The organism is Rhizomicrobium electricum, from assembly GCF_011762045.1.
Classification (GTDB): Bacteria; Pseudomonadota; Alphaproteobacteria; order Micropepsales; family Micropepsaceae; genus Rhizomicrobium; species Rhizomicrobium electricum.
Window position 1 is genome coordinate 570,437 of sequence record NZ_JAASQS010000002.1, and the last position, 25,624, is coordinate 596,060.

A 25,624-nucleotide genomic window follows, 5' to 3' on the forward strand; every position below is an offset into this window, starting at 1 on the left:
ACCCATGTCTCTGGTCGTCGACTCCATCGTCAAGAAGTTCGAGCGCTTCCCGGCGCTGAACGGCGTCAGCCTGACGGCTCCGCAAGGGGCGTTCCTGGCGCTGGTCGGTCCGTCGGGTTCGGGCAAGACCACGCTGCTTCGCATCCTGGGCGGGCTCGAATTTCCCGATTCCGGCAGCGTGCACTTCGCCGATCTCAACTGGCTCGACGTGCCGGCACGCGACCGCCGCGCCGGCTTCGTGTTCCAGCAGTATGCGCTGTTCAAACACATGACGGTCGAGAAGAACATCGCCTTCGGCCTGACGGTGCGTGCGAAGAAACTGCGCCCGCCGAAGGAAGAGATCGCCCGCCGCGTGGAGGAGCTTCTCGCCCTGGTGCAACTCGAAGGTTACAACAAGCGCTATCCCAGCCAGCTTTCCGGCGGCCAGAAGCAGCGTGTGGCGCTCGCCCGCGCCCTCGCCATCGAACCGCGCATGCTGTTGCTCGACGAGCCGTTCGGTGCGCTCGACGCCAAGGTGCGCAAGGAACTGCGCGGCTGGCTGCGCGCCATCCACGAACGCATGGGCATTACCACGGTGTTCGTCACGCACGATCAGGAAGAAGCCTTCGCCCTCGCCGATCTGGTGGCGGTGATGAATGCCGGCAAGATCGAGCAATACGGCACGCCGCAAGACGTCCGCCGCGCCCCCAAGACGCCGTTCGTGGCGGATTTCATCGAAGTGCAAGCGGGGATTTAGGACGCCTGCTGCGGGCCCTTCTTCCCGATGCCGAGGTGCGCCTGGACGTCTTCGAGGCTCTTCAGCATACGATCCGCTTCCATGGCGTTGAGCGCAACGCCGCCGGGACATACCAGCCGCATGGCGCGCAAGTGCACGGCCACCGGAGCGACCATGTCGAGATTCTTTTCCAACATGCCGAGGGCGAGATCGCAGAACCGCTTCACCACCTGATCCAGCAGGGGAAAGCCGAAGGTGCCGGAGAGGGTCAGAATTTGACCGGCCCGAAGCAGCATCGCGTCGAGCTCGCCGCTGGTGATGGTGTTCTTGGCGGGATCGATCATGCTTTCGAGCGCGGCGACCTCGGCCGGAATGGCTTTCACGAAGTCTCTGCGCAACATCTCGACATTCTGGCGGGCAGCGCCGAGCGCTTCGTCGCGCGACACCCCTCCCGGCGCGTAGAGCAACGCCCGCAGACGGTTCTTCACGGGGACGATCCGGACATTGGGCTCCATCAGCGCCCCGCCCGGTCGGTCGTGCTGGAGAAATCCGGCGCGTGATCGGATACCCGGCGGCTATGCCCCGGCGCCGGATCGCCGAAACGGAACCGCCGGCATGGCCCGGTATAGGCGTCCGCATCGATGAACGGCCGGTCGGTCTGCGCCGACCACACGATGTGATCGAACAGGGTCGCCGGCGAAACCGGCTTGCGCACCACACTGTTGACGCCGGAATCGCGCGCCGTCGTCACCCGCGAGAAGCAGGCATATCCCGTCAGGACTACAATCGGGATGAAACGAAGCTGCTCCTTCGGGCTGCGCCGGACCCACGCGATGAAATCGCCCAGCGTACCGTCGGCCAGATTGGTCTCGGTAATCAGCAGGTGATAGCTGCCCGACGCCAGCAATTTCTTGGCCTCTTCGACCGTTCCAACAGCAGTATGCCGCTCCATCCCGAAGCCGCGCAGAATCTGGCCGATGATGCCGGTCGAAAAACGATCGCCATCGACGACAAGCGCCGATATCTGGGAAAAGTTGAGTCTCTCTTCCAAGCCGCCGGTCCTCCCCACTACGGATGATCGGCTGGATTGCTTAAGCCTTGGTTGCGGTCTTTCGCGTCAAACGCGACCGGAGGTGGTAAGTCTGAGACTGCGACTTCGTTGCACAAATTTTCAAGGGGAATTTCACATCAAGCAGTAGTGGAGCGCCTGTAACTGTGCGCTACACTCAGACCAATTTCAAAGTGGCGGGGGCATGGTTACGCGAACAAAGCGCGAAGCGCACCGGGCGCAATGGCCCGATTGCCGGGGCGCCATGGCCGCCCTGATCCGAGCCGGACAATGGCGCCACAGCCCGCTCGGGGCCATCGAAAGCTGGCCGCAGGCTTTGAAGACCACCGTCGAAATCATGCTGCAAAGCCGCCAGCCGGCTTATGTCTGCTGGGGACGGGCGCTTACCACCCTCTACAACGACGCTGCCGTCGCCACTCTGGGGAACCGCCATCCCAATACCCTCGGGCGCCCCTATCCGGAGGTGTTTCCCGAGGCCTGGGACGATCTCAAGCCGGTGCTCGAGGCGGCGTTCGAAGGCGAAGCGCAGCATATCGTCGGCCAGCGCGTCGGCCGCAGCGATCCACCGAGCTGGAACAGCTACACCTGGACGCCGCTGCGCGACGACAAAGGCAAGGTCGCGGGTCTCTATTGCGTGGCCACCGAGACCTCATTGCAGATCGGCGACGAACAACTCCGCACCGTGCTGGAGAATGCGCGCGACGCCGTCAGCATGCTCGACCTGACGTGCGGCCGGTACGTTTTCATCAGTCCCTCGCATGTGCAGCTGACCGGATTTACCGCCGACGAGTTAAAGGACTTCACACCGGCCGATTTCCTCGCCCGGCTCCATCCCGAAGACGCCGCCCGCGTGCGCCACCCTGCAGCGAGCGAAAGCAGCGACTTCGAGAACACCGTCGAATACCGCTGGAAGGTCAAAAGCGGCGAATACCGCTGGTTCTCCGTCAGCCGCAAGCTGGTGCGCGACGGCGGCGGACAGCCGGTCGCTCTCGTCAGCATCAACCGCGACATCACCGAGCGCAAATGCGCCGAACTCGAAGTGGCGGCGAGCCGGGCGACGCTGGCGGCAGCGCTCGAAAGCATGACCGACGCGGTCTACATCACCGACGCGAATGGCCGGTTCCTGCAGGCGAATACGACGTTCTCCAGCTTCCACCGCTATAACAGCCCGGACGAATGCGCCGCGAGCTTCGACGACTTCGCAAAGCAATTCGATGCCTTCTTCCCGGACGGCCGCCCCGCCCTGCCGCAGGACCGCCCGGTGCCGTGCGCGCTGCGTGGGGAAACCGCCGTCGGTGCCGAATACCGCCTGGTGCGCAAGGATACCGGAGAGAGCTGGATCGGCAGCTATAGTTTCGGTCCGATCCGCGACCAGAACGGCGTCGTCACCGGAGCAGTGGTGATCGCGCGCGACATCACCGACGCACGCGAGGCCGCGGAAGCCCTGCGCCGCTCGGAAACCCGGCTCGCCCTCGCCACCGAAAGCGCCGAGATGGGCACCTGGGAGTGGGATCTCAAGACCGACAAGGTGATCCGCAGCGCGAAAATCTACCAACTCCTGGGCATCGACCCGCTGACCGGCGCCGACGACGCCGACACCTTCTGGCGCATGGTGGATCCCGACGATCTCAAGCGCGTTTTGGCGGGCCTGGACGCGCTCAAAAACAACGGCCGGGACTGGCGCGACGAGTTTCGCGTCTACCGGCCCGACGGTTCGGTGCGCTGGGTCGTCGGCGTCGGACGGCTGGTGCGCGATCCGGACGGATCGCCCCGCACGATGTACGGCGTCAACTACGACATCACCGAACAGAAGACGGCGGAAAGCAAGCTGCGGAAATCCGAGGCGCGGATGCAGGCGCTGAAGGACCAGCTCATCCACGTCGGCCGCGTCAGCGAGCTGTCGCAGGTGTCGGCAAGCATCGCTCACGAACTCAATCAACCGCTCGCCGCGATGCTCAACTACTCGGCCACGGCCAAGCGGCTGATCGCCAGGAACGACAGCGCCGCATTCGAGGCGGCGGCAAGGGCCATCACGCAGGCCGGAGCGCAGGCGACGCGGGCGGCCGAAATCATCCGGCGCATGCGCGATTTCGTCGAAAAACGCGAAACCAAGCGCGAGCCCGACGACATCAATGTGATCGTCAGGGAGGCTGTCGAACTCGGCCTCATCGGTTCCAAGGCGGACGGCATCGAAACCGAGCTCGATCTGGAGCCGGATTTGCCGCCGGTGACCGCCGATCGGGTCCAGATCACGCAGGTGCTGGTCAACCTGATGCACAACGCGATGGACGCCATGGCCGGATGCGCCACCCGGCGCTTGACGCTGGCAACCCGCCGCACCGCGCAGGCCATTGAGGTCAGCGTCACCGATACCGGCAGCGGCATTCCCGACGAACTCATGGCGACGCTTTTCCAGCCCTTCGTCACCACCAAGAAGACGGGCATGGGCATCGGCCTCGCCATCAGCCGCTCCATCGTCGAAGCCCACCGAGGCGAAATCTCCGCGACCTCGCACGACGGCCGGACGGTCTTTCGATTCACGCTGCCGCTGTAGGTCTGCACAAACTGCCTCAAGGACACGTTCCGCAAGGCCGGAACTTGTTGTCGGGCGCGCGTACGGACGAGAAGAAAATTTCCCGGCCCCGGTTGCGCGCGGACAGAGCCGCTCAAAATCACGAGCCCCCGTCGCACCCGCGCCGCGATGTGGTATTCGTCGCGCATCATTTTTCCAGGAGATGTCCTTGCGGAACCGGTCGACGCTCAGCCTGCGCATCCCCCAGCCCAAACAGCGTCCGGGCGACAAGCCCGATTTCAGCGCCATCGCGATCCCGCCTGCCGGCGCCCTCGAGCGCCCAGCGACCGACGCCAGCCATCGCGACCTCATCCCCTACGCCTACAGCATGATCCGCGTACTGAATGATGACCACAAGGCGGTCGGCGCCTGGAACCCGCGGCTCGATCCGGCGGCCCTCATCAAGGGATTGCGCGACATGGTCCTCACCCGCGCCTTCGACGACCGCATGGTGCGGGTCCAGCGCCAGGGCAAGATCTCGTTCTACGTCAAATCGACCGGCGAAGAAGCCACGGCCGTCGCCTTCGCGCATGCGCTCGAAAAAGACGACATGTGCTTCCCCTCCTACCGCCAGCAAGGCTTTTTGATCGCGCGCGGCTGTCCGCTGATCCAGATGATGTGCCAGTGCTTCTCCAACGCCCGCGACCCGATGAAAGGCCGTCAGCTTCCGGTGCTGTATTCGTTCCGCGAGTTCGGCTACTTCACCATCTCCGGCAATCTCGGCACCCAAGCTCCGCAGGCAGTCGGCTGGGCGATGGCATCGGCCTACAAAAGCGACGACCGCATCGCCGTCTCGTTCATCGGCGAAGGCACCACGGCCGAAGGCGATTTCCATCACGCCCTCAATTTCGCCGCGGTCTACCGCGCACCCGTAATCCTCAACGTCGTCAACAACCAATGGGCCATCTCGTCGTTCAGCGGCATGGCCGGCGGCGACGAAACCACCTTCGCCTCGCGCGCCATCGGCTACGGCCTGCCGGGGTTGCGCGTCGACGGCAACGATTTCCTGGCGGTGTATGCGGCGGCGCAATGGGCGGCGGAACGGGCGCGCTCCAATCATGGCGCCACCGTGATCGAGCTGTTCACCTATCGCGCCGAAGGCCACTCCACCAGCGACGATCCCAGCCGCTACCGCCCCTCCGACGAATGGCGCGCCTGGCCGCTGGGCGACCCTATCGAGCGGCTGAAGAACCATCTCATCGCCATCGGCGCCTGGAGCGAAAAGCAGCATCAAGCCCTGATCGAGGAAGCGGTGACGCTGGTGCGCGAAACGCAGCGCGAAACCGAAAGCATCGGCACGCTGGCCGATGGCTCGCGGGCGCCGATGCCGACGATGTTCGAAGACGTGCTTGCCGAAATGCCGTGGCACATCGCCCAGCAGAAGAAAATGGCGGGAGCCTGACATGCCGGCAATGACCATGATCCAGGCGCTCAATTCCGCGCTCGACGTAATGCTGGCGAAGGACCCCGACGTATTGGTGTTCGGCGAGGACATCGGCTATTTCGGCGGCGTCTTTCGCGTCACCGAAGGATTGCAGAAGAAGCACGGCCAGACGCGCTGCTTCGACTCCCCCATCGGCGAAGCCGGTCTCGTCGCCGCCGCGATCGGCATGGGCGCCTACGGTCTCAGGCCCGTGGTGGAGATCCAGTTCGCCGATTACATCTATCCCGCCTACGACCAGATCGTGTCGGAAGCGGCGCGCATCCGCTATCGCTCGGCGGGCGAATTCCACGTTCCGCTCACCATCCGTACGCCCTACGGCGGCGGCATCTATGGCGGCCAGACCCACAGCCAGAGTCCGGAAGCGTTGTTCACGCACGTGACCGGCCTGAAAACGGTGATCCCGTCCAATCCCTACGACGCCAAAGGCCTGCTGATCAGCGCCATCGAGGACGACGATCCGGTCATCTTTCTGGAGCCGAAGCGCCTCTATAACGGCCCCTTCGACGGTCATCACGACAAAGCCGTGACGCCGTGGGCCAAGCACAAAGCGAGCGAGGTGCCGGAAGGCCATTACGCGGTGCCGCTCGGCAAGGCGGCGACAGCGCGGGCGGGCTCGGCGGTGACGGTCCTCACCTACGGCACCATGGTGCATGTCGCCATCGCGGCGGCGGAGGAAACCGGCATCGACGCGGAAGTGGTCGATCTCAGAACCCTGATGCCGGTCGATATCGATGCCATCGTGCGCTCGGTGCAGAAAACGGGACGCTGCGTCGTTGCCCACGAGGCGACGCTGACCAGCGGCTTCGGCGCCGAACTCTGCGCCCTCGTGCAGGAACACTGTTTTTGGCATCTCGAAGCGCCGATACAGCGCGTCGCCGGCTGGGACACGCCCTACCCGCACGCCTTCGAATGGGACTACTTCCCCGGCCCGAAGCGGCTCGCCGACGGCCTCAAGCGCGCCCTGGAGAACTGACATGCGCTACACCTTCAAGCTGCCGGATGTGGGCGAAGGCACCGCCGAAGCCGAAATCGTCGCCTGGCATGTCGCCATCGGCGACCGCGTTGCCGAAGACCAGCATCTGGTCGACGTGATGACCGACAAGGCCACGGTGGAGATGACCTCGCCGGTGGCGGGCACCGTAATCGCGCTGAAGGGCAAGCCCGGCGACATGGCGACGGTCGGCGCGCCGCTGGTGGAATTCGAAACCGAAGCCACAGCGCAGGCGCTGCCGCCCGAAACGCCGCTGCCCTCCGACGCCGATGCGGACCGCCTCGATGCCGAGCAGCCCAAGAAAACGCTGGCCTCGCCTGCCGTGCGGTTGCGGGCGGCCGATCTCGGAATCATGCTCGACAAAGTGCACGGCACCGGCCCCGGCGGCCGCGTCACCCATGGCGATATCGACGACTATCTTTCCGCCACCGGTTCGCGCCCCCAAACGCCGCCGCCCGTGCAGCAGCCTGCAGCGGCGACACGCGAGGCGGTCGAAGAAATCAAGCTCGTGGGCTTGCGGCGGCGCATCGCCGAACGCATGCAGGAAGCCAAGCGGCGCATTCCGCATTTCGCCTATGTCGAGGAAATCGACATGACCGAGCTGGAAGATCTGCGCGCGCATCTCAATGCGACGCGAAGCGCCGAGCGGCCCAAACTGACCGTGCTGCCGCTCCTGTTGCGGGCGCTGGTGCGGGTACTGCCGCAGTTTCCGCAGATCAACGCGCATTTCGACGACGAAGCGGGCGTCGTCCGGCGCTACACGGCGATCCATGCCGGCGTCGCCACCCAGACCGACGCCGGTTTGATGGTGCCGGTGGTACGGAACGCCGAGCGTCGCGACCTGTGGGACGCGGCCGCGGAAATCGCCCGCCTCGCCGAACGGGCACGCAGCGGCCGGGCCGCCAAGGACGAACTGACGGGCTCGACCATCACCATCACCAGCCTGGGGCCGATGGGCGGACTTGCCACGACGCCGATCATCAACATGCCGGAAGTCGCGATCATCGCGCCGAACGCGATCATGCCGCGTCCGGTGGTGCGCGACGGCACCGTGGTCGTGCGCAAGATGATGAATTTGTCGTCCTGTTACGATCACCGCGTGATCGACGGAGCCGACGCCGCCGCGTTCGTGCAGCGCTTGAAAACGCTGCTCGAACATCCGGCCCTGCTGTTCATGGATTAGCCGGGAACGGCGTCCGGCGGCGGCGCATCGTCGACATGGCTGACGATGCCATAATGCGTATGGATGCGCGACAGCTCTTCCAGGATGGCGGCGTTATCGGCCTCGTCGAATTCGGTCTTGTAGACCAGCCGCATCGCCCGCAGGTGAACGATCAGCGGCGCGGTGTCGGTGAGGTCCTTCTCGATCATGCCGGCGACCAGATCGCAAAACCTCTTCACCACCGCATCCAACGTTTCCGAACCGAAGGTGCCCGCCAGCGTCAGCAACGGATCCACCTGAGACAGTATGTCGAGCAGCTGGAAGCGGGTGATCTTGGGACCAGCCTTTCCGACCATATCCTCAAGCCGCGTGATCTCGACCGGAACAGCCCGTTCGCACTCCTCGCGCAACTCCTCGATAAGCTGCTGCGCCTCGTGCACCGCCTCATCGCGCGTGACTCCGCCCGGCGTATGAAGCAGTTCGCCCAGAATGTTCTTGACGCGGATAATCTTACACCCGGCCATCAGATTTCTACCTTCGTCGGTTTGAGCAGGGAGTCGATCTCGTCCTGTGACATGTTCGGTTCCGTAGCGAGGCCGATCTCCATCGTGAGATCGGTCTTGCGGCGGCCATTACCATCGGGCGGACCAGTATTCTTGAAGCGCCGATCCGGACCGATGTAGTTGTCCGTCTCGATGAACGGCCGATCCGTTCGGGCCGACCACGCAACGTGGTCGAACAGGACGTTCGGCGACACCGGCTTGCGCACCACAATATTAGCGCCGGCATCGCGCATGACCACTACGTTCGAATACTGAGTGTAGCCGGTCAGCACCACGATGGGCATGTACTTGAGATTGAGGCCCGGCTGGCGGCGGACCCACTTGATGAGATCGGCGGCGTGAACGTCCGGCAATACCGCGTCGCAAATCAGAAGATCGAAATGACCGTTGGTAAGGCGGCGCCTAGCCTCCTCGCCGGTGTCGATCACGGTATGTTTGGAAAGTCCGAAGCCGCGCAAAATCTGGCCAAGGATCGACGTCGAATACTGGTCGGCATCGACGACCAGACATTCGATCTGCGAAAAATTTAACCTCTCAGGCATCTCTGTTCGCCCCCGCTAGAACAGATAGTCATCAGCCGACTCATCGAGATGCGGTTCTCCATCGCTGCCGTTGACAACCGCCGTCAGCCGCTTGCGAACGCCGAAGAACGGGACGTGACCCAGAAGTTCGTCCAACTCGCTATCGTCTATGTGGCCCTTGTCCAAACGCTCGGACAGTTTGTCGATCAGCCCGGCATGGGCATCAAGACTCTGCGCGAACAGGTCGAACTGCTGCAGCAGCATGATGGAGCCATGCGTCGCCGAAACCTCTTCGTGACCCGACAGGCTTTCGCCGAACTTCGCCGTATCGGTCGCCAGATCGCGCAGCTCGCCGGCAACCGCCTTGAGCAGACGCGTCGCGGCGGAAATGGTGTCCGGCGTATCCGGCATCAGAAGAACTCCACGTCGTCCGCCGCGGCTGCGGGTTTTGTCTTCTTGTGCAGTGCGGTGAGTTCTTCTTCCACCAGCTTCGGCTCGGCACCCTTGACCAGAGCCTGGCGGGCACGGCCGGAAAACGGCATGTATTGAATGCGCCGCGCCGAGTCGCCGCCGACGTCACCACCGACGATCGGAATTCCTTCGTCGTTGAGAAACTGGCGGGCGAACGCGTAATTGCGCGAGCCGACGTCGGTCAACGCCGAGACCACGTTGCCGCCGCCGAACAACTTGGCCTCGAGCCTGCGGCGGTCGCCGCCGTGCTTGAGGATGTCGTTGATCAGAAGTTCCATCGCGTTGACGCCGTAGCAGCGCGCCTCGCGATCGCCCGCCGTTCCGTCCGGCAGGAGAAAATGATTCATTCCGCCCACGCCCGAAACCGGGTCGCGAATGCAGGCGGCAATGCAGGAACCGAGAATGGTGGTCAGCACCTCCTCGGGGTTCTGCGTCACATAGGTGTCGCCCAGCGTCAATTGAACGTGCAGAAAGCCGTCGCGCGGATTGCGGAATTTCCGCAACGTGCGCTGTTCGTCATCCCTCGGCTTTCTGGACGTTACATTCACGAGAGGGCACCGAAGATCTGTTCGAGTTTCTGTTTCATCACTGCGACGGTGAACGGCTTGACCAGGTAGTTGTTGGCACCGAACTGCGCTGCGCGCTTGACCAGATCGGCATCGGCGCGCCCCGTCAGCAGAATGAAGCCGATTCCCTTCAACTGCGGATCGGATCGGATCGAGCGCAAAAACTCGAGCCCATCCATTTCCGGCATGTTGAAATCCGAAAATACGATGTGCGCCGGCTGCGCCTTGAGAGCCGATAGCGCCTCCGGAGCTTTCGGAAACTCGCGGATATCCGTGAGCCCTATCTGCTGCAGGCAGGATCGCACCAGCGTCCTCATGGTGAGCTGGTCATCGACCACAACGGCCTTGATCTTAGATGCTTGCGGCATGGCGACCTGCTTTCTTACTCCTCAATTCGCACACGTTGAGCACCTCTTGCCCAATCTGCTGCAACGCGAATTGACGTTCGACTGCTCCGATTTCGTAGGCGACTCGCGGCATTCCGTAGACGACGGACGACGCTTCGTCCTGGCCGATGGTCGAGGCGCCGTTCTTGCGCATGGCAAGAAGACCCGATGCCCCGTCACGGCCCATTCCGGTGAGGATGACGCCGACGGCATTATGACGAACCGTGGCGGCGACCGAATTGAACAACACGTCCACCGACGGGCGGTGCCCGTTGACGGCCGGTTCCTGAACCAGGCGGCAGCGCAACGCGCCGACGCCATGAACTTCGAGATGGGCGTCTCCGCCCGGAGCGAGATAGATCTGGCCCGGCGCCAGCACCGCTCCGTCGCGCGCCTCGGTCACCGTCGGCTGGCACAAACGATTCAACCGGTCGGCAAAACTGGTGGTGAAGTGCGGCGGCATATGCTGCGTGATGACCGTCGCCGGACAATTCTTCGGGAAGTGCGACAGCACCTCGATCAGCGCCTCGACGCCGCCGGTCGACGAGCCGATGGCAACCACCGTGTTGCCGGGATCGAAATCCGGCTTGGTCGAAATCACGGGCGGCTCGCGGCGCACATAGGCGCGAACGCGGGCGCCGGCGGCCGTGCGGACCTTCTCGCACAGATCGCGGGCGCAATCCTCGAGATGGGCGGCGACGTTCTCGGTCGGCTTGGCGAAATAGTCCACCGCGCCGATTTCGAGCGCCGACAGCGTGACCTCGGCGCCCCGCTGGGTCAGCGTCGACACCATCACGACCGGCATCGGCCTCAGCCGCATGATTTTCTCAAGGAAATCGATGCCGTTCATGTTCGGCATCTCGACGTCGAGCGTAATGACGTCGGGCGTGAGATCCTTGATCATCTGCCGCGCGGTCGCCGCATCGGGAGCACCGCCGACAACTTCGATGTCCTCATCGCGCGACAGCACGGTCGCCAGAAGGCGCCGGATCGTCGCTGAGTCATCGACTATGAGTACACGAATGCGCTTCATTGTTATGCCCCTTGCCGGCGATAGATCGTCTGCCCGACCAGGTCGTACGGATGTCCGCCAACCGAGATACGCTCGGAATGACCGATGCACAGTGTTCCACCGGGATGCAGGATACCGGCAAAGCGGCCCCACACGGTGTTCTGGGTTTCGTCGTCGAAATAGATCATCACATTGCGACAGAAGATGATGTCGAATTTGCCTCGCATCGGCCACTCGCGCAGCAGGTTCAGCTCGCGGAAACGCACCAGTTCGTGCATGTCCTCGCTGACCTCAAGCTCGGCACCGCCGGAACCCGGCACGATCGTGAACCACTTGCGCCGCAGTTCCTGCGGAATGTCGCCCATCTGGCGTACGGCGTAGATGCCGGTCGAACCGCGACGCAGCATCTCGGGATCGATGTCCGACGCCAGGATGCGCACATCCAGGTCCGCGGCACCGGGCTCGAGCTCCAGGATCGTCAGCGCTATGGAGTACGCCTCCTCGCCCGACGAACAGCCCGCCGACCAAATGCGCACCTTGCCGCCCTTGCGCGCCCCTTCGAGCAATCCCGGCAGCACTCGGGACCGCAGATAATCGAAGTGGTGCGACTCGCGGAAGAAGCGCGTGACGTTGGTCGTCATCGCCGCGATCATCGCCTGACGTTCGTCGATGCCGCTTTCGCCCTGGATCAGGGCGCAGTATTCGCGGAACGTCCTGAGACCGATCGCGCGCAGCCTTTTTGCCAGGCGCGAATAGACCAGATTGACCTTGGTTTCGGTCAGCACGATGCCGGCTTCCGAGTGCACGAGTTCCGCTATCTGGCGGAAATCCGCCCAGGTGAACGGAAACTCGCCGTCCGGGACGGCCAAGTCGCGCGAGTTGGTACCCGTTGCCAAGATCAGCTCCGTATCAGGCAGCGTTTTCCACGAACATGTCACCGGCGCCGCTGAACGACGACGTCAGCTTGGTCATGCCAAGCAACGTCACCATGCGGCCGTCGAGAACCGCGATGCCTTCAACGTAGTCGTTCTGCGACTCGCGCATCACGTCCGGCACCGACTGGATCTCGTTGCGCGACACCGTCAGGATGTCCGACACCGCATCGACCAGAAGGCCGATGGTCCGTTCACCCGAATTGACGACGATGATCACGTGCTTGGCGGTCGCTTCGGTGAGACCGAGGCCGAGACGGGCCTTGAGGTCGATCACCGGCAGCACCATGCCGCGCAGGTTGATGACGCCGCGCACGTAATCCGGCACGTGCGGAAGCGCCGTGGTGTCGGTCCAGCCGCGGATCTCGCGGATGGTCATGATGTCGGCCGCAAACTCCTGGCCGGTGGCAAGGAACGTGATGTACTGGCGGCGTTCCTGTGCCGTATCGTTGTCGTTGCTGCTCATTCTTACGCTCCCAGTGCCTGCTGATATTCCGTCGGCCGTCCACCCGTGCCTTCGCGGCAGCCGGCCACCAACCCGTCGATATCGAGGATCAGCGCGACCCGGCCGTCGCCGAGAATGGTGGCCGCGGCGATGCCGTCGATATGACCGATGTTCGATTCGAAGCTCTTGATCACCACCTGACGCTGACCGACGATGGCATCCACCGCCAGCGCCATGCGACCGACGCCTTCGCTCTCGACCAGGATCACGACACTGTTCTGAAGGTCGTACGAAGCACCCGGAACGCGCAGGAGACGCCCGACGCTGACCAGCGGCACGTAGACGCCGCGAACGTTGAGCAACATGCCGTTGGAACCGAACGCCTTCACGTCCGAGGACTTCGGCAGCAGGCTTTCGATGATGTGCGACAGCGGAAGCACAAAGGTCTGTTCGCCGACCGCCACGATCATGCCGTCGAGGACGGCCAGCGTGAGCGGCAGAGTCAGCGAGAATTTCGAGCCCTTGCCGGTATTGGAGCCGATGGTAATGCGGCCACCGAGGTCCATGATATTGCGGCGGACCACGTCCAGGCCGACGCCGCGTCCGGAAATGTTCGAAACCGTGGTCGCAGTCGAGAAGCCGGGCAGGAAGATCAGATTGTCGATCTCCTCGTCCGACAGGTTGGAATTCGGCGTAATCAAGCCGCGCTCGATCGCTTTCTGACGCACCTTGGTGCGGTTGATGCCGCGGCCGTCGTCGGCCACTTCGATCACGATGCGGCCGCCGCGATGCTCGGCCGACAGCTTGACCGTGCCTTCCGCAGGCTTGCCCGCGGCAACACGTTCCTCCGGCGTTTCGAGACCGTGGTCGACGGCGTTGCGGATCATATGCGTCAGCGGCTCGCCGAGGCGCTCGATGACCGTCTTGTCGACTTCGGTCGCCTCGCCTTCGATTTCGAGGCGCACTTCCTTGCCGGTCTGGGCGGCGGTTTCGCGTACCAGGCGCGGCATCCGCTGGAAGACGCTCTTCACCGGCTGCGTGCGGATCGCCATCACGGCTTCCTGCAATTCGCGCAGCAGATGCTCGAGTTCTCCGAGACCGGCACTGACGGTCTGACCCTGCTGAACCGAGTCAAGAATGCGCTGGCTCAGCATCGCCTGGGTAATCACCAATTCGCCGACCAGATTGACGAGACGATCCACCTTGTCGAGATCGACGCGAATGGTCTGCTTGATGACATCGACCGTCGTCGCCTTGGTCTCGGTCGGCGTCGCGACTTTCTTTTCTTCGGGCTGTGCTTCCGCAGCAGGCATCGCAGCCGGCTCGTCGTCGTCGAGCGACGGCAGGCCGGGCGCGGAAATCATGGCAGGCGCCGCTGCAGGCTCCGGCGTCTCTTCGGTGATCTCGAGATCGCAATCGCCCGAGACGAATTCGAAGACTTCCTCGACCTTGGTGCGATCGGGGCAATCCCGCACCACCACGTCCCAGGAGAAATAGGCCTGTTCGGGCTCCAGCGCCGACAATTCCGGCAGCTTCGACAGATCGGCCGTGACCTCGATCGGGCCCAGCATGCCGAGCTCGCGGATCAAAAGGTATGGCTCGTTGGCCTTGGCATAGAGCGCGGCGTGCGGCCCAAACCGGACGTGCCAAACCGGGCACGGCGGCGCAACAGGCTCTTCGTCACCGATATCGATCATGACGGGCGCGAAGGCGAGACCTTCGAACTCGGCGGGAGCCGGTGCGCCGGCATCCTCGGGCTCCTCGCCCGTGAGCTTGGCAAGCTCGGCCTTGACCTCGGCATCATCGACCGCAGCGCCGGTTCCGTTACGAGCGGCCGCCACGTGGTCGGAGAGCTTATCGCCGGCGCGCAGCAGGACCTTCACGACATCCGGTGTCGGGTCCAATTTGCCCGAACGGACGAGGTCCATCGCGGTTTCGAAAACGTGGGAGAAACCCACCAAAATTTCAAACCCGAAGGCGCCCCCGCCGCCCTTGATCGAATGCACCGCGCGGAACACGGCATTGATCGTTTCGGAGTCGGCTTCGCCGGTCTCCATGGCGATGAGGCCTTCCTCCATCGCCAGGAGCAGCTCGTCGCACTCCTGAAAGTAGGTTTGTTTGATGGCTTCCATGGGATCCATGGCGAAACGTCCTATGGAGAGACCCTGCGAATGGCAGCGAGAAGTTTTTCGGGATCGAACGGTTTCACGATCCAGCCGGTGGCGCCTGCATCGCGAGCGCGCATCTTCTTGGCCGGTTCGCTCTCCGTGGTGAGAACAAGGATCGGCGTCATCTTGTTTGCCGAACCGCGGCGTACGTGCTCGATAAAGCCGTAGCCGTCCATACGCGGCATGTTGATGTCCGTGATGATCACGTCCACCACGCCGGCTTTTTCGAGGACTTCCACCCCATGAACGCCGTCGTCCGCTTGAATCACGGTGTGTCCGGCGCCACTCAGCGCCAGTCGCAGCATGTCGCGCATTGTACGCGAATCGTCGACCGTTAGGATCGTTTTGCCCATGTTACTTGCTCAGCTCTAGTGCGTTCATCAAACCGAGAACCGTTGCGGTTTCCCGGAAGGCTTCCGAGGGATTGCTTATCGAGAGCGCCGCGCCCCCCGCTTTGGCGAAGGCCGTCATGCCGGCGACAAGCACCTGCAGGCACGGCGACGAAATTCGCTGCACCGCCGACGCATCGACGGTCAGTCCGATCCCGGACCCCAGTGCCTGTTCAAGACGTTGTTTCAATGGTCCCGCTTCTGTCAGATCGGCGACCGCGGGTAAAATCACGCTCTCGCTCACGTTTTCCCCTGTCTCTTGCATCGCTCAGTGTCCCCACCAATCGTCAAGAATTCGTCCAACGCCGGTCGCCGGACCCGGCGCCCTGCATAGGTTTAATCCGGTGACGGTAAACATTCCGATTGACCCCGGAGCCCCCGCCATTCCGCAGCGTGCACCATCGGGAGATACCAAGCTGTTAACTCGACCGGCCGCAATTATTGCCAAGTTCTTAATGGCGATGTCTGTGGTGCCCATGGGATTGTGGATATCGCTTGCGGTTTCGGTCCTCAAAGCATCATCCATTCGGCAAGATCGCCATCGCGCGCGGCGCCAGCGACATGTAGGTCGAGCAACCGGCTCCCAAGATCGAACGCCGGCGATACGGACGACGAATACATAGCCCCACTATCCCTATGCCGCGGACCGGATACGAACGCCCGGAGCCGATGCTGAAAATCCTCGGGCACTAACTGCCCTTCGTTGAGGAAATTGCGCCCGTGGGATTTACAATCCGTGTAAAGAAGAGACGATGACTGAGATTTTTTGAAACAATTTTGTCCCACCCCGGCAACCATAACGCGCGTGCGACGGTGCCAGTATCACGGTCATTGCTACTCTCGAGCCGCGGGAGCGTTAACGGGCATTCGAAACGCCGCCAATTCGTCCGTCCACGTAGTATTGCTTACCGGGGAAAGTACTGATGTGGCGAAAGGCGACAAGTTCCGCGGCGATAGCACCCAATTAACCATGGGCCCGTAGCCTCGTTGCAGCGCCGCATCGGCGGCAATCGCAGCGAGGACCATCAATGAAGACCATCACCAAAACTTTGGTCGCGGCGTTCTTGGCCGGTACATCGGCTTCGGCATTGGCGGCGTCTCCCGATGCGCGACTGCAAGCGCTTCAGGATCAAATCACGGCGCTCAGCAAGCAGATCGACGACATCAAGGCGGACGCGCAGAAACAGGATGCAGCGCTCAAGGCGCAGCAGGACGAAGCCAAGGCGCGCGAAGCGGATGCCAAGAAGGCCGCTGCAACGGCAAAGAGCGTTGCCAAGCCAGGCATCGCCAACGGCCGCCTCAGCATCGCCTCGTCCGACGGCGACTTCAGCGCTTCCATCCGGTCGCTGTTGCAGACCGATTTCGGCTATTACATGCAGGGCGGCGGCGCCAAGTCGCTGCCGACGGCCTACGGCCCCGATCTTTCCAGCGGCGTCAACCTGCGCCGCGTTTTCCTCGGCCTGCAAGGCAAGGTGTTCGGCGACTGGTCGTACTACTTCCTCTACGACTTCGGCGGTCCCTCCGTCGAGCAGCAAGGCCACATCCTGTACGCCTATCTGCAATTCGACGGTTTCGCGCCGTGGGCGATCAAGGTCGGCGCCTATGCGCCGCCGATCAACATCGAAGACTCGACGGCGTCCGCCGATCTCTTGTTCTTCGAACGCAATTCGCCCTCCAACCTGCAACGGAATATCGCAGGCGCGGAAGGGCGCGACGCCATCTCTGTGATCTATGCGGGCGAGCGCCTGTTCGGCGCCGTGTCGCTGACCGGCAACAAGGTCCAGGACGGCTCCAAGGCGCTGGCGGCGGCCGGCGCGACGGCGACGCCGAACTATGACGAACAGGCGGCCGTGGCCGGACGCATCGCCTATATGCCGATATCGACGGCCGATGCGCACTGGATCATCGGCGTCAACGGGCTGCATGTCTTCAAGTTGCCCGATCTGGTTCCGACCGGCGCAAACAATCTCTCGAACACGCCGGGCTTAACCGCGCGCAGCACCTATAGTCTAGCTGATCTGCCGGAGTTTTCTGTCGATTCCAACGGCACCCAACTCGTCAGCACCGGCGCGATGGCGGCCGGCCATGTCACGAGCTGGGGCCTGGAGACGGCGGGCAACTACCAGAACTTCTACGGCCAGGCCGGCTACTACAGCTATGCCGTCAAGCGCTCGCCGATAGCCTACAACGTCTATAGCGCGGCCAGCACCTTTGCCGCCCAGACGGTACAGCCCTCCGACAATACGTTCAGCGGCTGGTACGTGCAGGGAAGCTGGGTCCTTACCGGCGAAAGCCACGTCTATAACGCCGCAAGCGCATCCTTCGGCGCGCCCAAGCCGGCCAAGAACTTCTCGCTCAAGGACGGCACCTGGGGCGCCTTCGAACTGGCGGCACGCTTCAGCGACTTGGACCTCAACAGCCACACCGGCAATACCGACAACGTCGTGAGCGCCTGGACCGGCACCAGCAAGACCTACACCTACTACAACACGGTACGCGGCGGCGAACAGAAGATCGTTACGGTCGCCCTCAACTGGTATCTCAATCCGGCGATCAGGATGGCGCTGCAGTACCAATATATCGACGTGTCGCGGCTCCAGACGCCTGCGGCGGTGACGACTACGGGAACGCCGACGCTGCCCGCACTGAAGGGCGGTCAGAAGTTGAACACGCTGGGAATGCGCTTCCAGTTGTCGATTTAGTTGTCGCGCTTTCGGACGGAAAACCGGATGCCACTTTTCCTGAAAGCGCTCTAGGCGCCCAATTCCGACAGCAACCGCTCGACCAACGGGCGGTAGCTGCTGCCGAACAGGCGCAAGTGAACCAAAGCCGGCCACAGGCGGTAGATCAACAGCCGCTCCCTGTGGCCGGCTTCCGTTTTTCCGTACGCCGAGAAAAACGCCGGCGGCGGAGCATCGAACATCTGCAGCATGGCGACATCGACCAACCCGTCGCCATAATAGCAGGCGGGATCGATCAGGCCGCTGACCCTGCCGTGCGCCGCCAGAACGTTGCCGCCCCACAAATCGCCGTGCAACAGCGACGGCGGCGGATGCTTCGGCAGTCGATTGGGAAGATCGGCCGCCAACGCTTCCAGACGTTTCGCCACACCATTGCCGACAAAACGGGCGTTGTTGACGAGGCGATGCTCGCCCCAGAACGACGGCCAATCCTCGGCCCAGGTATTGACGATGGCGACCGGGCCGAACGCGTAATCGCAATCCCAGCCGTAGCGCGGGCCAACGGCGGCGTGAAGCGTCGCAAGCACACGGCCGAGATCGGACCAAGCGGAGGAAAGCGCACCGCCATCGTCGACCACGGAGAGCACCAGCACCGTGTCGTCCGCAGCGAGAACATCGGGGGCCGGCGCTCCGGCAGCCTTGATCGCGCGTACCATGGCGGCCTCCGTGCGCGGGGCCGGACCGGTCTTGACGATCGCCTCGCGACCGTCGGTGAGGCGCAAGCGGACAATCTGCGACAGCGAACCACCGCCCATGCCGGTCACATCGGCGATCGTGCCGCCGAGCAACGCCGCACCGCGCCGGCCGAGATCGTTCATGCCTCCGCCTTTAGCTTGGCCGCGAGCGCCTTTGCCGCGGCCGTGACATCGGCCCAGGTGACTTCGAAGTCCGGCAAGGCGCCATACCAGGGATCGGACACGGCCTCGCCTTCGCGGCCCGGCACATGATCGAGCAACAAGCTCAGTTCGGCAGTGCCATCACGCGGCGCGAGGCGCTGAAGATCGGCAAGATTCTCGAAATCGAGCGCAATGATGTGCGTGAAACGGCGGAAATCGGCTGCCGTGACCTTGCGCGCCTTATAGCCGGAAATATCGACACCATGGCGCTTGGCCGTGGCGATGGCGCGGCGGTCGGGCGGCTCGCCGGCATGCCAGCCGCCGGTACCGGCGGAGTCGATCTCGATATCGAGACCGATGCGCTTGGCCTCCGCGCGAAACGCCGCCTCGGCCAGCGGCGAACGGCAGATATTCCCCAGACACACGAACAGGACGGATGGTTTCGGCATGGATTTCTGCAGCTAGTTACCTCACCGTCCATAATCGATCACCCGCGGATACGCAAAACTGCATTTCCCGGATCGAGATGCGCGAACATTACGAGTACGCGTACATCCATCTATGACAGCGGCTCGTCTCCGGCTGGTTTGGCCTGCCCCGGATCGTAATAGAAACGCTCTTCGACAATCTTGTCGCCGTCCCAGCGCTGATAGGCCAGTTCGTCCCGATAGAAAGACGTGCCGTCCTTGCCGACGAACTCGAATATCCAGCGGATCACGACGCGATCGTCCGACACGAATACCGGACGGACGCAACGCGAATGCATCCGAGCCAACCGTGCCATGACGGCGCGCTCCCGTTCTACAAGAGCGGATTTTCCGCGCCGCAGCGGCAACAAATTCTCCTGCATCGTCGCTTCATCGGCGTAGAAGCGCTCGATCGCTTCGTCATGCTTGTTGCTTTCAACCAGAGCGATGAATTGTTCCAGTACGATCCGATCGGGCATCGCATCCTCGCTATGTCACGACTTGGAAATAGGGAGCGAAGAGAAATTCTTCAAGGCGAGAACCGCCGGAAGGGAAAATCCGCTCAATACTCGAACTGGTAGCTCAGCCCGATGCTGTCGCCCTGGTCACGTAAGGGTGTCGAGGTCGTGTTGGCGGCACGCGGGCCGGTGTTGACCTGGGCCTGGACCTTCAGATGCCGGGTGAGATCGACCTGCACTGTCGCCTTGGTGCCGCCCGACAGATCCTGCTGGGCGCCGATATAAACGTTGCGCAGCACGTACTTGCCGGCCTCAATGCTGGTCGCGCCGAGGCCGCTCGCTCCGCTCTGACTATTGGAACCCACAGCCAGACGGTCGAGACCGAGGCTCTTGCGGATGGTGCCGACCGGATCGATGCCGCCGCCTCCGCCCGACAGCGTCGCCGCCGCCTGCGCCACGCTGGCAAGCTGCATCGCCGACAGCGACTTGGAACTCTGCTGGAACAAGAGCTGGGCGAGAATCTCGTCCTGCGGCATCGAGGGGGTGCTCGACAGCGCGATCTTGGGCTGGCTGGCGGTGCCGGTGATTTTCAGCGTGGCGGTGATGCCGCCCGATTCCTGCTGCGCCACGAGATCGAGGCCGGGATCGATCCGGCTGCGCAGCGCCTGACCGTTGAAACTGATGGTGCCGGACGTGAAGGTCAGATTGGCACCCGCCAGAGAAAATGTGCCGCGGCGCATTTCCAACGCGCCCAGCACTTGCGGCGCACCGGTCGTCCCGCCGATCTTGAGGGCGCCCTGAAATTCGGCTTCAAGGCCGCGGCCGCGCACGAAAATCTGCCCCGGCGAGCGGAGGGTCAGGTCGAGTGTAATGCGGGTGGTCTTGGGCGGCGGCGCCGGCGGTCCACTGGAGCGGCTGCGGCGCACGTTGAGCGTGGCGACTTCCTGCGGGAATTTCTCCGGGATGTTGATGTTGCCGTTCAGAATGCGCAGCGTGCCCGACAGCGTCATGCCGTCGCTCAAATGCCCCTGCAGCTTGAGGTCGGAGTCGAGATTGGCGGTGAAAAGATCGCTGGTAATCGGACGCGCATTCGACGCCTTGAACGCGATGTCGACCGGCATACCCTTGGCCGCAAGATCGACCGTTCCGCTGCCGTTGACGGTTCCGGGGCCGGCTTTGGCGGTGAATTTGGTCAGCCGGATGGCGGAGCCTTGGGCATCGGCGACAGCTTCGATATCGGTCAGATTGAGGCCGCGGGTGTAATCCTGGATTTTGCCGCCGGTGAGCGTCGCCTGACCGACCACATTGGGCTTTGACGACGTTCCCGTGACCGCAACATTGAGAACGATCTTGCCGCGCACATTCTGCCCGACCGATGCAAGACCGGACAGAATGACCCCAAGATCGGCCGTGCCGTTGGCCCGCACGTTCATCGAGCCCTTGGACGGAATGGTTCCGCCCACGGTGAGCTGCATCGCCTTGCCTTCGACGAAGGTGGCGGCGAATTTGAGCCCATCGGCGTAATCGATCGTGGCGGGCGCAGCGAGCGTAACGGTCTGATCCCGCCAAACGCCTTCGAAACGGCTCACGGTGACATGCTGCGCCTTGGTATTGGCGGACGCATTGACAGCAACGGTAAAGGACTGGCCGTCGGTGGTGGTCACGTCGGTATTGGCGGCAATCGCCAGTGCGTCCATGGGACCGCTGACGCGGACCGAGGCCGAGCCGCTTGCGGCGTCCGTCGAAAAGCGCGGCGCGGTCAAAGTGAGCGATAAAACCGGCGATCCAAATGGATTGGCGACGTTGCCGCCGAGATCGACGCGCTCGAACGTCGCGCCACCCGCGGAGAGCCCGGCGACGCTGGCACGGACTGCCGCCGTATTGCCGCGGAATTCGGTGCGCGCATCGAGGCTGCCGGTCAGGGCCGTGCCGACCAGCGGCGCGAAATCGGCAAGCCGCTGCACGCGCAACGCGACGGCGCCTTGCGGAGTCGTGCCGGCGATCACCAGAGAGCCGCGCGCATGGGCACTGCGCCAGCTGGCATCGGCGATGTCGACCTTCCACTGCTTGGCTTTGGTTTGCGCGATATCGGTCCGCACCGACACCGGCGAACCATCAAAACGGCCGGATGCGCGGATCCGGGCGGATTTCAGATCGGGCAGACCCTCGGCGTGCGCGCTAAAGGTGACGGCCTGCTTTGCCATACCCTTGGTGGCGGCGCGCGCGCTGCCTTCCATCGATAGCGTCCCGTTACCCGCCGGTCCGGAAAGGCTGGCGCGCAGGTTCAGCGTTCCGATCAGCGTCGGCGCCAAACGCGACAGATCGGAGAAAGCGATGTCGGCGACAAACGACTGCTGCGTGCCCGACGTACCATGCACATCGGCCTTGATGGCGGCGGCCGCGAGGGTCGCCTTCAGCGCCAAAACGTTCGCGTTCATCGTCGCATCGGCCGAGAACTTCGCGTTGCCGAGAAGGCGGGCCGGAACGCTGTCGCCGCGCGCCGCAACGGTGCCGTCGGCCTTGATCTCGGTGTCGGTTGCGGTACGGCGGAAATCGGCGGCGAGCGTCGCTCGGCCTTCGATTGCAAGACCGGTGAGCCCGGCGAGCCCCTTCAGCGACGGCGCTTCGAGCCGGAGCCAGCCGGTCATCGGCGTCCGCGTGGTAGCGCGCGCCGACGCCTTCAACAGCGGATGCGCAAGCGTGAGCCGCACGGGGCGATCCGGAGCGGCCAGATCGGCCTCCGCGTTGACGACAACCGGCTCCGAGGCGAAGGCGCCGCTCTTCTCTCCCGGAAGTATCAGTCCGACCACGGTGCCCTGCAGATTTGCCTTCCCGCCGGTACCCGTGAGTATGGCTTCGAGCGCGGCCAGGCGCGTACCGCTCGCCTTCAGATCGGCGATCTTCATCCTGGCGTCGATATCGGGCTTGGCAAACGGGCCATGCATATGGCCGCGCGCCGAGATCATCCCCCAGGACAGCGTTTTGCTGGGCGTCATCGCGGGCGCCACGACCGAGAAGTCGATATCGGCCGACGAGGCTTTGAGATCGAGCACGCCGCCGCCGGACACGTCGAGCAATCCGGCGCCAAGATCGAAATGCACGTCGTTGGCGCTTCCCCGAGCGCCGGCCCGTGCGCCAATCGTCACCGGACCGAGATCGGGAAGCCCAAACAGTCCGCCGACCAGACCGTCGCCACTCTCCTTGATCTCGATAGTGCCGCGCGCAATGTCGTCGACGATACCGGCGTGAATTTCATACCGGCCGGGTCCATCGAGACGGCGGATGGACAGATCGGCCTTCACGTTGTGGCGCGAGGCGTAATAGAGCTTGCCGGAAGCCGACAGCGCGGCGCGGCGACCGAGGACGGAGGAAGCGACCTCCACACGCGGTAGATCGATGGCTCCGATATCGATGATGGTGGTGGAAGTGCTGGTGGTCTGGGACGGAATCTCCCGGCGGACCACGACGACCTTGTCGGCCGCAATCCGTTCGATCCGGAGATGACTGCCGAGTGCCGACAGCAGATGCCAATCGAGCGCGGCGCCCTCGACGACGAGCCAGGTGCCGCCGGAATCGCGCACCTCGACCTTGCGCGCCTTCAGATGGTTGGGCGTGCCCGACAAGCCCCGGATCGCCACTTCGCCGCCCGACAAGGGCTCGATCGCCCACGCCAGAATGGCATGGCCCGGCGGGGTGTAGAGGCAGAACAGGACGAACAGGATCAGTCCGCCGACGGACGATCCGGCAATTACCAGAGTGCGCCTTGTCCAGAGGCGCTTCACCCACGTCGGCAGTTGCGAAAGCATCAAAACGCCTGGCCGATGCTGATGTAAATTTCGAACGCGTCTCCGTTCGGGACTTTCGTCACGGGCACTGCGATATCGGCCCGAATCGCCCCGATCGAAGTATAGTAACGCGCACCAACACCTGCCCCCACCTCAACGCTGCCGTTGAACGGGAGGCTGTCGGCGCTCGCTTGTCCTGCATCAACGAACGCGGCGAAACCGTAATCGCTCCATAACCGCTGGCGATATTCCAAGGACACGGCATCGACGGAGGCCGCTCCCATGGGATCGCCGTTCGCGAAATGCGGTCCGATCGACTGATAGCGGAAGCCGCGCACCGTACCCGAGCCGCCGGCATACAGGCGCTGGTCCGGCGGCAGGTCGAGATTTTTGCCGCCTTGGATCGAGCCGAGCAGCGCCCTTGCGGCGATCACCGACCGGCCGTCACCGCTGATGTCGAAATACATCGACCCGGACGCCTGCAACACGGCAAAGAGAAGCGTCTTGTTGCCGAACGCCACCGTCGGGGCCACCGAAATCGCGGCACGCCCGCCCTGGACCGGATCGGCAAGCGGATCCTTGAGCTTGGTGCTGTCATAGGCAGCCGTCACCGGCAGCGCCAGCAAGTCGTAGGAATAGTCGAGGTTCTGCTGCGAGACCTGATCGTGGGTGTAGCTGAGACCGGCGGAGCCGCTCCACAACGTCGAGAATTTCTTGCGCGCGAAAATGCCGAAGGTTTCCGCGGTCTGGGAATAGGCATCGAGATGCTGCTTGATCGCGGCGACGTTGACTTCCAATTCCTGATCGTCACGCAGAAAGCGCGGTTTGATGAACTGGCCGCTGAGGTCGTAGCCAATTCCCGCCGTGGCCGTGCCCCCGAGCCCGATACCGGAGGCGGCCAGATTGAGCTGCTCGCCATTGCCGAGCAGATTGCGATGGGACCACTTGGCCGACAGGCTGACGCCCAGATCGGTGGAGTAGCTGCCCGACAGCGCCACGGCGTGCTTGCGACGCTCCTTCACGTCGAACGTGAGCGGAACGGTATCGTCCGTTGCCGCGTCTTTCACGGCCTCGACCGAGACTCCCGAAAACACGCCCAGACCCACCAACTGCAATCGGGCCGCTTCGATCTCACTCGGCTGGTAGAGGTCGCCGGGGTGGATGGTGAGGCTGTCGCGCGCATAGCTCTCGTTGACGTCTTTGAGACCGACGAACGAGATCGTCCCGATGCGCATCTTGCGTCCGGGGTCGACGGCATAGGAGATATCGAGCGTATTGGCCGCATCGTCGGCGAAGGCAGAGGGCGTATCGACCTTGGCAAAAGCGTAGCCGTGCTCCTGCAGCGTCGTCAGCAGCGCGCCCTGCCCCGCCAGCACCCGCGAAGCAATCGCCGGATCGCCCGATTTGATGCCCAGGATCCGCTCGGCGTCGAGCCCGTCGGGAAGCGTGCCTTCGACCGAAATGCGCCGAAGCGTATATTGCGGGCCACGGTCGATGACCGTCTTGACCTCGACCGTCTGGCCCTGCGGCACCTTTTCCAGGAGGTCGGGCAGCGTCTTGTCGGCAATGTCGTGGTCGGCGACCGTGATATGAATGTAGGACTTGTAGTAGCCGAAGCTCTCCATCACAGTCACGAAGCGGCCGTAGTCGCCACGGGCGCGGTCGATCAAAGCGAAAGGCGGTGCCGGGGTCTTGTCGCGCAAGCTGATGAGCAGCGAGGAATCCCGCAGCGCGGCATCAACCGCATCGTCCCCGGTCTCGGGATTGACGAGCGTGTAGCCCTGCGGGTCGGCCGCCCAGGCGGAGGCAGCCAAAAGAATACCGGCAAGGGCGGAGGAGAAACGGCGCATATTTCCACTTAGGCGCAAAATCCGCCTTTTGTGAAGGCCCAAACGCCGTCCTCACCGTCTTGCGACCGCCCTACCTTACGT

Annotated in this window: 24 protein-coding genes; 6 read left to right on the forward strand and 18 right to left on the reverse strand. The window is 63.5% G+C overall.

All coding sequences use genetic code 11. The features are described 5' to 3' along the window. Positions 1-4 precede the first annotated feature (4 nt). Positions 5-736 carry a sulfate/molybdate ABC transporter ATP-binding protein gene (locus FHS84_RS05775; RefSeq protein WP_166931623.1) on the forward strand — a complete coding sequence of 244 codons (732 nt, stop codon included), beginning with the start codon at positions 5-7 and terminating at the stop codon, positions 734-736. Here FHS84_RS05775 and FHS84_RS05780 read toward each other — a convergent pair. Together FHS84_RS05780 and FHS84_RS05785 are read right to left on the reverse strand one after the other, a co-directional pair. Continuing rightward, positions 733-1,230: a hypothetical protein gene (locus tag FHS84_RS05780; protein WP_166931626.1), complete on the reverse strand. Its 498-nt coding sequence runs from the start codon at positions 1,228-1,230 to the stop codon at positions 733-735. The genes FHS84_RS05775 and FHS84_RS05780 overlap by 4 nt on opposite strands. Next, positions 1,230-1,766: a response regulator gene (locus tag FHS84_RS05785; RefSeq protein ID WP_166931629.1), complete on the reverse strand. Its 537-nt coding sequence runs from the start codon at positions 1,764-1,766 to the stop codon at positions 1,230-1,232. The genes FHS84_RS05780 and FHS84_RS05785 overlap by 1 nt, the downstream gene beginning before the upstream one ends. Positions 1,767-1,968: 202 nt before the next feature. Between FHS84_RS05785 and FHS84_RS05790 the strand changes: the two genes are divergently transcribed. From FHS84_RS05790 to FHS84_RS05805, 4 genes are all read left to right on the forward strand, one after another. After that, positions 1,969-4,338: a PAS domain-containing sensor histidine kinase gene (locus FHS84_RS05790; protein ID WP_166931632.1), complete on the forward strand. Its 2,370-nt coding sequence runs from the start codon at positions 1,969-1,971 to the stop codon at positions 4,336-4,338. A 181-nt stretch (positions 4,339-4,519) separates the two neighbouring features. Beyond that, on the forward strand, positions 4,520-5,758 hold the full coding sequence (locus tag FHS84_RS05795; RefSeq protein ID WP_166931639.1) for a thiamine pyrophosphate-dependent enzyme: 1,239 nt from the start codon (positions 4,520-4,522) through the stop codon (positions 5,756-5,758). Position 5,759: 1 nt separating this feature from the next. Next, positions 5,760-6,773: an alpha-ketoacid dehydrogenase subunit beta gene (locus tag FHS84_RS05800; RefSeq protein WP_166931646.1), complete on the forward strand. Its 1,014-nt coding sequence runs from the start codon at positions 5,760-5,762 to the stop codon at positions 6,771-6,773. A 1-nt stretch (position 6,774) separates the two neighbouring features. Beyond that, complete coding sequence (locus FHS84_RS05805) at positions 6,775-7,974, forward strand: dihydrolipoamide acetyltransferase family protein (protein ID WP_166931651.1); 1,200 nt, start codon at positions 6,775-6,777, stop codon at positions 7,972-7,974. On the opposite strand, the gene FHS84_RS05810 is transcribed toward FHS84_RS05805, so the two are convergent. The 11 genes from FHS84_RS05810 to FHS84_RS05860 are packed head-to-tail and all read right to left on the reverse strand — an operon-like array spanning position 7,971 to position 15,650. Further along, a complete protein-coding gene (locus FHS84_RS05810; RefSeq protein WP_166931654.1) occupies positions 7,971-8,477 on the reverse strand; it encodes a hypothetical protein in 507 nt (168 codons plus the stop codon). The two genes, FHS84_RS05805 and FHS84_RS05810, sit on opposite strands and share 4 nt — an antisense overlap. Next, positions 8,477-9,058 (reverse strand): response regulator transcription factor, encoded by a 582-nt coding sequence (locus FHS84_RS05815; RefSeq protein ID WP_166931657.1) that lies wholly within the window; start codon positions 9,056-9,058, stop codon positions 8,477-8,479. Before FHS84_RS05815 ends, FHS84_RS05810 begins: the two co-directional genes overlap by 1 nt. 15 nt (positions 9,059-9,073) lie before the next feature. Beyond that, positions 9,074-9,448 carry a hypothetical protein gene (locus FHS84_RS05820; protein ID WP_166931660.1) on the reverse strand — a complete coding sequence of 125 codons (375 nt, stop codon included), beginning with the start codon at positions 9,446-9,448 and terminating at the stop codon, positions 9,074-9,076. Further along, positions 9,448-10,011 carry a chemotaxis protein CheD gene (locus FHS84_RS05825; RefSeq protein WP_166931663.1) on the reverse strand — a complete coding sequence of 188 codons (564 nt, stop codon included), beginning with the start codon at positions 10,009-10,011 and terminating at the stop codon, positions 9,448-9,450. The genes FHS84_RS05820 and FHS84_RS05825 overlap by 1 nt, the downstream gene beginning before the upstream one ends. A gap of 41 nt (positions 10,012-10,052) precedes the next feature. Next, the gene (locus tag FHS84_RS05830) at positions 10,053-10,442 is read right to left on the reverse strand and encodes a response regulator (protein ID WP_166931666.1); all 390 of its coding nucleotides are present in this window, start codon (positions 10,440-10,442) and stop codon (positions 10,053-10,055) included. Continuing rightward, positions 10,426-11,493: a protein-glutamate methylesterase/protein-glutamine glutaminase gene (locus FHS84_RS05835; RefSeq protein ID WP_166931669.1), complete on the reverse strand. Its 1,068-nt coding sequence runs from the start codon at positions 11,491-11,493 to the stop codon at positions 10,426-10,428. Before FHS84_RS05835 ends, FHS84_RS05830 begins: the two co-directional genes overlap by 17 nt. Before the next feature lie 2 nt (positions 11,494-11,495). Continuing rightward, a complete protein-coding gene (locus FHS84_RS05840; RefSeq protein ID WP_166931674.1) occupies positions 11,496-12,368 on the reverse strand; it encodes a CheR family methyltransferase in 873 nt (290 codons plus the stop codon). Positions 12,369-12,381: 13 nt separating this feature from the next. Next, positions 12,382-12,870 (reverse strand): chemotaxis protein CheW, encoded by a 489-nt coding sequence (locus FHS84_RS05845; protein ID WP_166931680.1) that lies wholly within the window; start codon positions 12,868-12,870, stop codon positions 12,382-12,384. A gap of 2 nt (positions 12,871-12,872) precedes the next feature. After that, entirely contained in the window at positions 12,873-14,990 is a 2,118-nt protein-coding gene (locus FHS84_RS05850; protein WP_166931685.1) for a chemotaxis protein CheA, read from the reverse strand. Between the two features lie 11 nt (positions 14,991-15,001). Beyond that, positions 15,002-15,370, reverse strand: coding sequence for a response regulator (locus FHS84_RS05855; protein WP_166931690.1), 369 nt, complete (start codon positions 15,368-15,370; stop codon positions 15,002-15,004). Between the two features lies 1 nt (position 15,371). Next, positions 15,372-15,650 carry an STAS domain-containing protein gene (locus FHS84_RS05860; protein ID WP_166931696.1) on the reverse strand — a complete coding sequence of 93 codons (279 nt, stop codon included), beginning with the start codon at positions 15,648-15,650 and terminating at the stop codon, positions 15,372-15,374. Positions 15,651-16,434: 784 nt separating this feature from the next. On the opposite strand from FHS84_RS05860, the gene FHS84_RS05865 reads away from it, so the two are divergent. Continuing rightward, complete coding sequence (locus FHS84_RS05865) at positions 16,435-18,108, forward strand: porin (RefSeq protein WP_166931702.1); 1,674 nt, start codon at positions 16,435-16,437, stop codon at positions 18,106-18,108. Between the two features lie 50 nt (positions 18,109-18,158). Here the strand turns inward: FHS84_RS05865 and FHS84_RS05870 are convergent, their stop codons facing one another. From FHS84_RS05870 to FHS84_RS05890, 5 genes are all read right to left on the reverse strand, one after another. Beyond that, a complete protein-coding gene (locus FHS84_RS05870) occupies positions 18,159-18,965 on the reverse strand; it encodes a fructosamine kinase family protein (protein ID WP_166931705.1) in 807 nt (268 codons plus the stop codon). Then, a complete protein-coding gene (locus FHS84_RS05875) occupies positions 18,962-19,432 on the reverse strand; it encodes a low molecular weight protein-tyrosine-phosphatase (protein ID WP_166931708.1) in 471 nt (156 codons plus the stop codon). The genes FHS84_RS05870 and FHS84_RS05875 overlap by 4 nt, the downstream gene beginning before the upstream one ends. A 110-nt stretch (positions 19,433-19,542) precedes the next feature. Continuing rightward, positions 19,543-19,929 carry a nuclear transport factor 2 family protein gene (locus FHS84_RS05880; RefSeq protein ID WP_166931711.1) on the reverse strand — a complete coding sequence of 129 codons (387 nt, stop codon included), beginning with the start codon at positions 19,927-19,929 and terminating at the stop codon, positions 19,543-19,545. Positions 19,930-20,012: 83 nt separating this feature from the next. Beyond that, a complete protein-coding gene (locus FHS84_RS05885) occupies positions 20,013-23,714 on the reverse strand; it encodes a translocation/assembly module TamB domain-containing protein (protein ID WP_166931716.1) in 3,702 nt (1,233 codons plus the stop codon). After that, positions 23,714-25,543, reverse strand: coding sequence for an autotransporter assembly complex protein TamA (locus tag FHS84_RS05890; RefSeq protein ID WP_166931721.1), 1,830 nt, complete (start codon positions 25,541-25,543; stop codon positions 23,714-23,716). Before FHS84_RS05890 ends, FHS84_RS05885 begins: the two co-directional genes overlap by 1 nt. Positions 25,544-25,624 lie beyond the last annotated feature (81 nt).

Coding starts and splice junctions, on each gene's coding strand:
- FHS84_RS05775 (WP_166931623.1), top strand. CDS start 5: ATGTCTCTGGTCGTCGACTCCATCGTCAAGAAGTTCGAGCGCTTCCCG.
- FHS84_RS05780 (WP_166931626.1), bottom strand. CDS start 1,230: ATGGAGCCCAATGTCCGGATCGTCCCCGTGAAGAACCGTCTGCGGGCG.
- FHS84_RS05790 (WP_166931632.1), top strand. CDS start 1,969: ATGGTTACGCGAACAAAGCGCGAAGCGCACCGGGCGCAATGGCCCGAT.
- FHS84_RS05795 (WP_166931639.1), top strand. CDS start 4,520: ATGTCCTTGCGGAACCGGTCGACGCTCAGCCTGCGCATCCCCCAGCCC.
- FHS84_RS05800 (WP_166931646.1), top strand. CDS start 5,760: ATGCCGGCAATGACCATGATCCAGGCGCTCAATTCCGCGCTCGACGTA.
- FHS84_RS05805 (WP_166931651.1), top strand. CDS start 6,775: ATGCGCTACACCTTCAAGCTGCCGGATGTGGGCGAAGGCACCGCCGAA.
- FHS84_RS05810 (WP_166931654.1), bottom strand. CDS start 8,477: ATGGCCGGGTGTAAGATTATCCGCGTCAAGAACATTCTGGGCGAACTG.
- FHS84_RS05815 (WP_166931657.1), bottom strand. CDS start 9,058: ATGCCTGAGAGGTTAAATTTTTCGCAGATCGAATGTCTGGTCGTCGAT.
- FHS84_RS05820 (WP_166931660.1), bottom strand. CDS start 9,448: ATGCCGGATACGCCGGACACCATTTCCGCCGCGACGCGTCTGCTCAAG.
- FHS84_RS05830 (WP_166931666.1), bottom strand. CDS start 10,442: ATGCCGCAAGCATCTAAGATCAAGGCCGTTGTGGTCGATGACCAGCTC.
- FHS84_RS05835 (WP_166931669.1), bottom strand. CDS start 11,493: ATGAAGCGCATTCGTGTACTCATAGTCGATGACTCAGCGACGATCCGG.
- FHS84_RS05845 (WP_166931680.1), bottom strand. CDS start 12,870: ATGAGCAGCAACGACAACGATACGGCACAGGAACGCCGCCAGTACATC.
- FHS84_RS05850 (WP_166931685.1), bottom strand. CDS start 14,990: ATGGATCCCATGGAAGCCATCAAACAAACCTACTTTCAGGAGTGCGAC.
- FHS84_RS05855 (WP_166931690.1), bottom strand. CDS start 15,370: ATGGGCAAAACGATCCTAACGGTCGACGATTCGCGTACAATGCGCGAC.
- FHS84_RS05865 (WP_166931702.1), top strand. CDS start 16,435: ATGAAGACCATCACCAAAACTTTGGTCGCGGCGTTCTTGGCCGGTACA.
- FHS84_RS05870 (WP_166931705.1), bottom strand. CDS start 18,965: ATGAACGATCTCGGCCGGCGCGGTGCGGCGTTGCTCGGCGGCACGATC.
- FHS84_RS05875 (WP_166931708.1), bottom strand. CDS start 19,432: ATGCCGAAACCATCCGTCCTGTTCGTGTGTCTGGGGAATATCTGCCGT.
- FHS84_RS05880 (WP_166931711.1), bottom strand. CDS start 19,929: ATGCCCGATCGGATCGTACTGGAACAATTCATCGCTCTGGTTGAAAGC.
- FHS84_RS05885 (WP_166931716.1), bottom strand. CDS start 23,714: ATGCTTTCGCAACTGCCGACGTGGGTGAAGCGCCTCTGGACAAGGCGC.
- FHS84_RS05890 (WP_166931721.1), bottom strand. CDS start 25,543: ATGCGCCGTTTCTCCTCCGCCCTTGCCGGTATTCTTTTGGCTGCCTCC.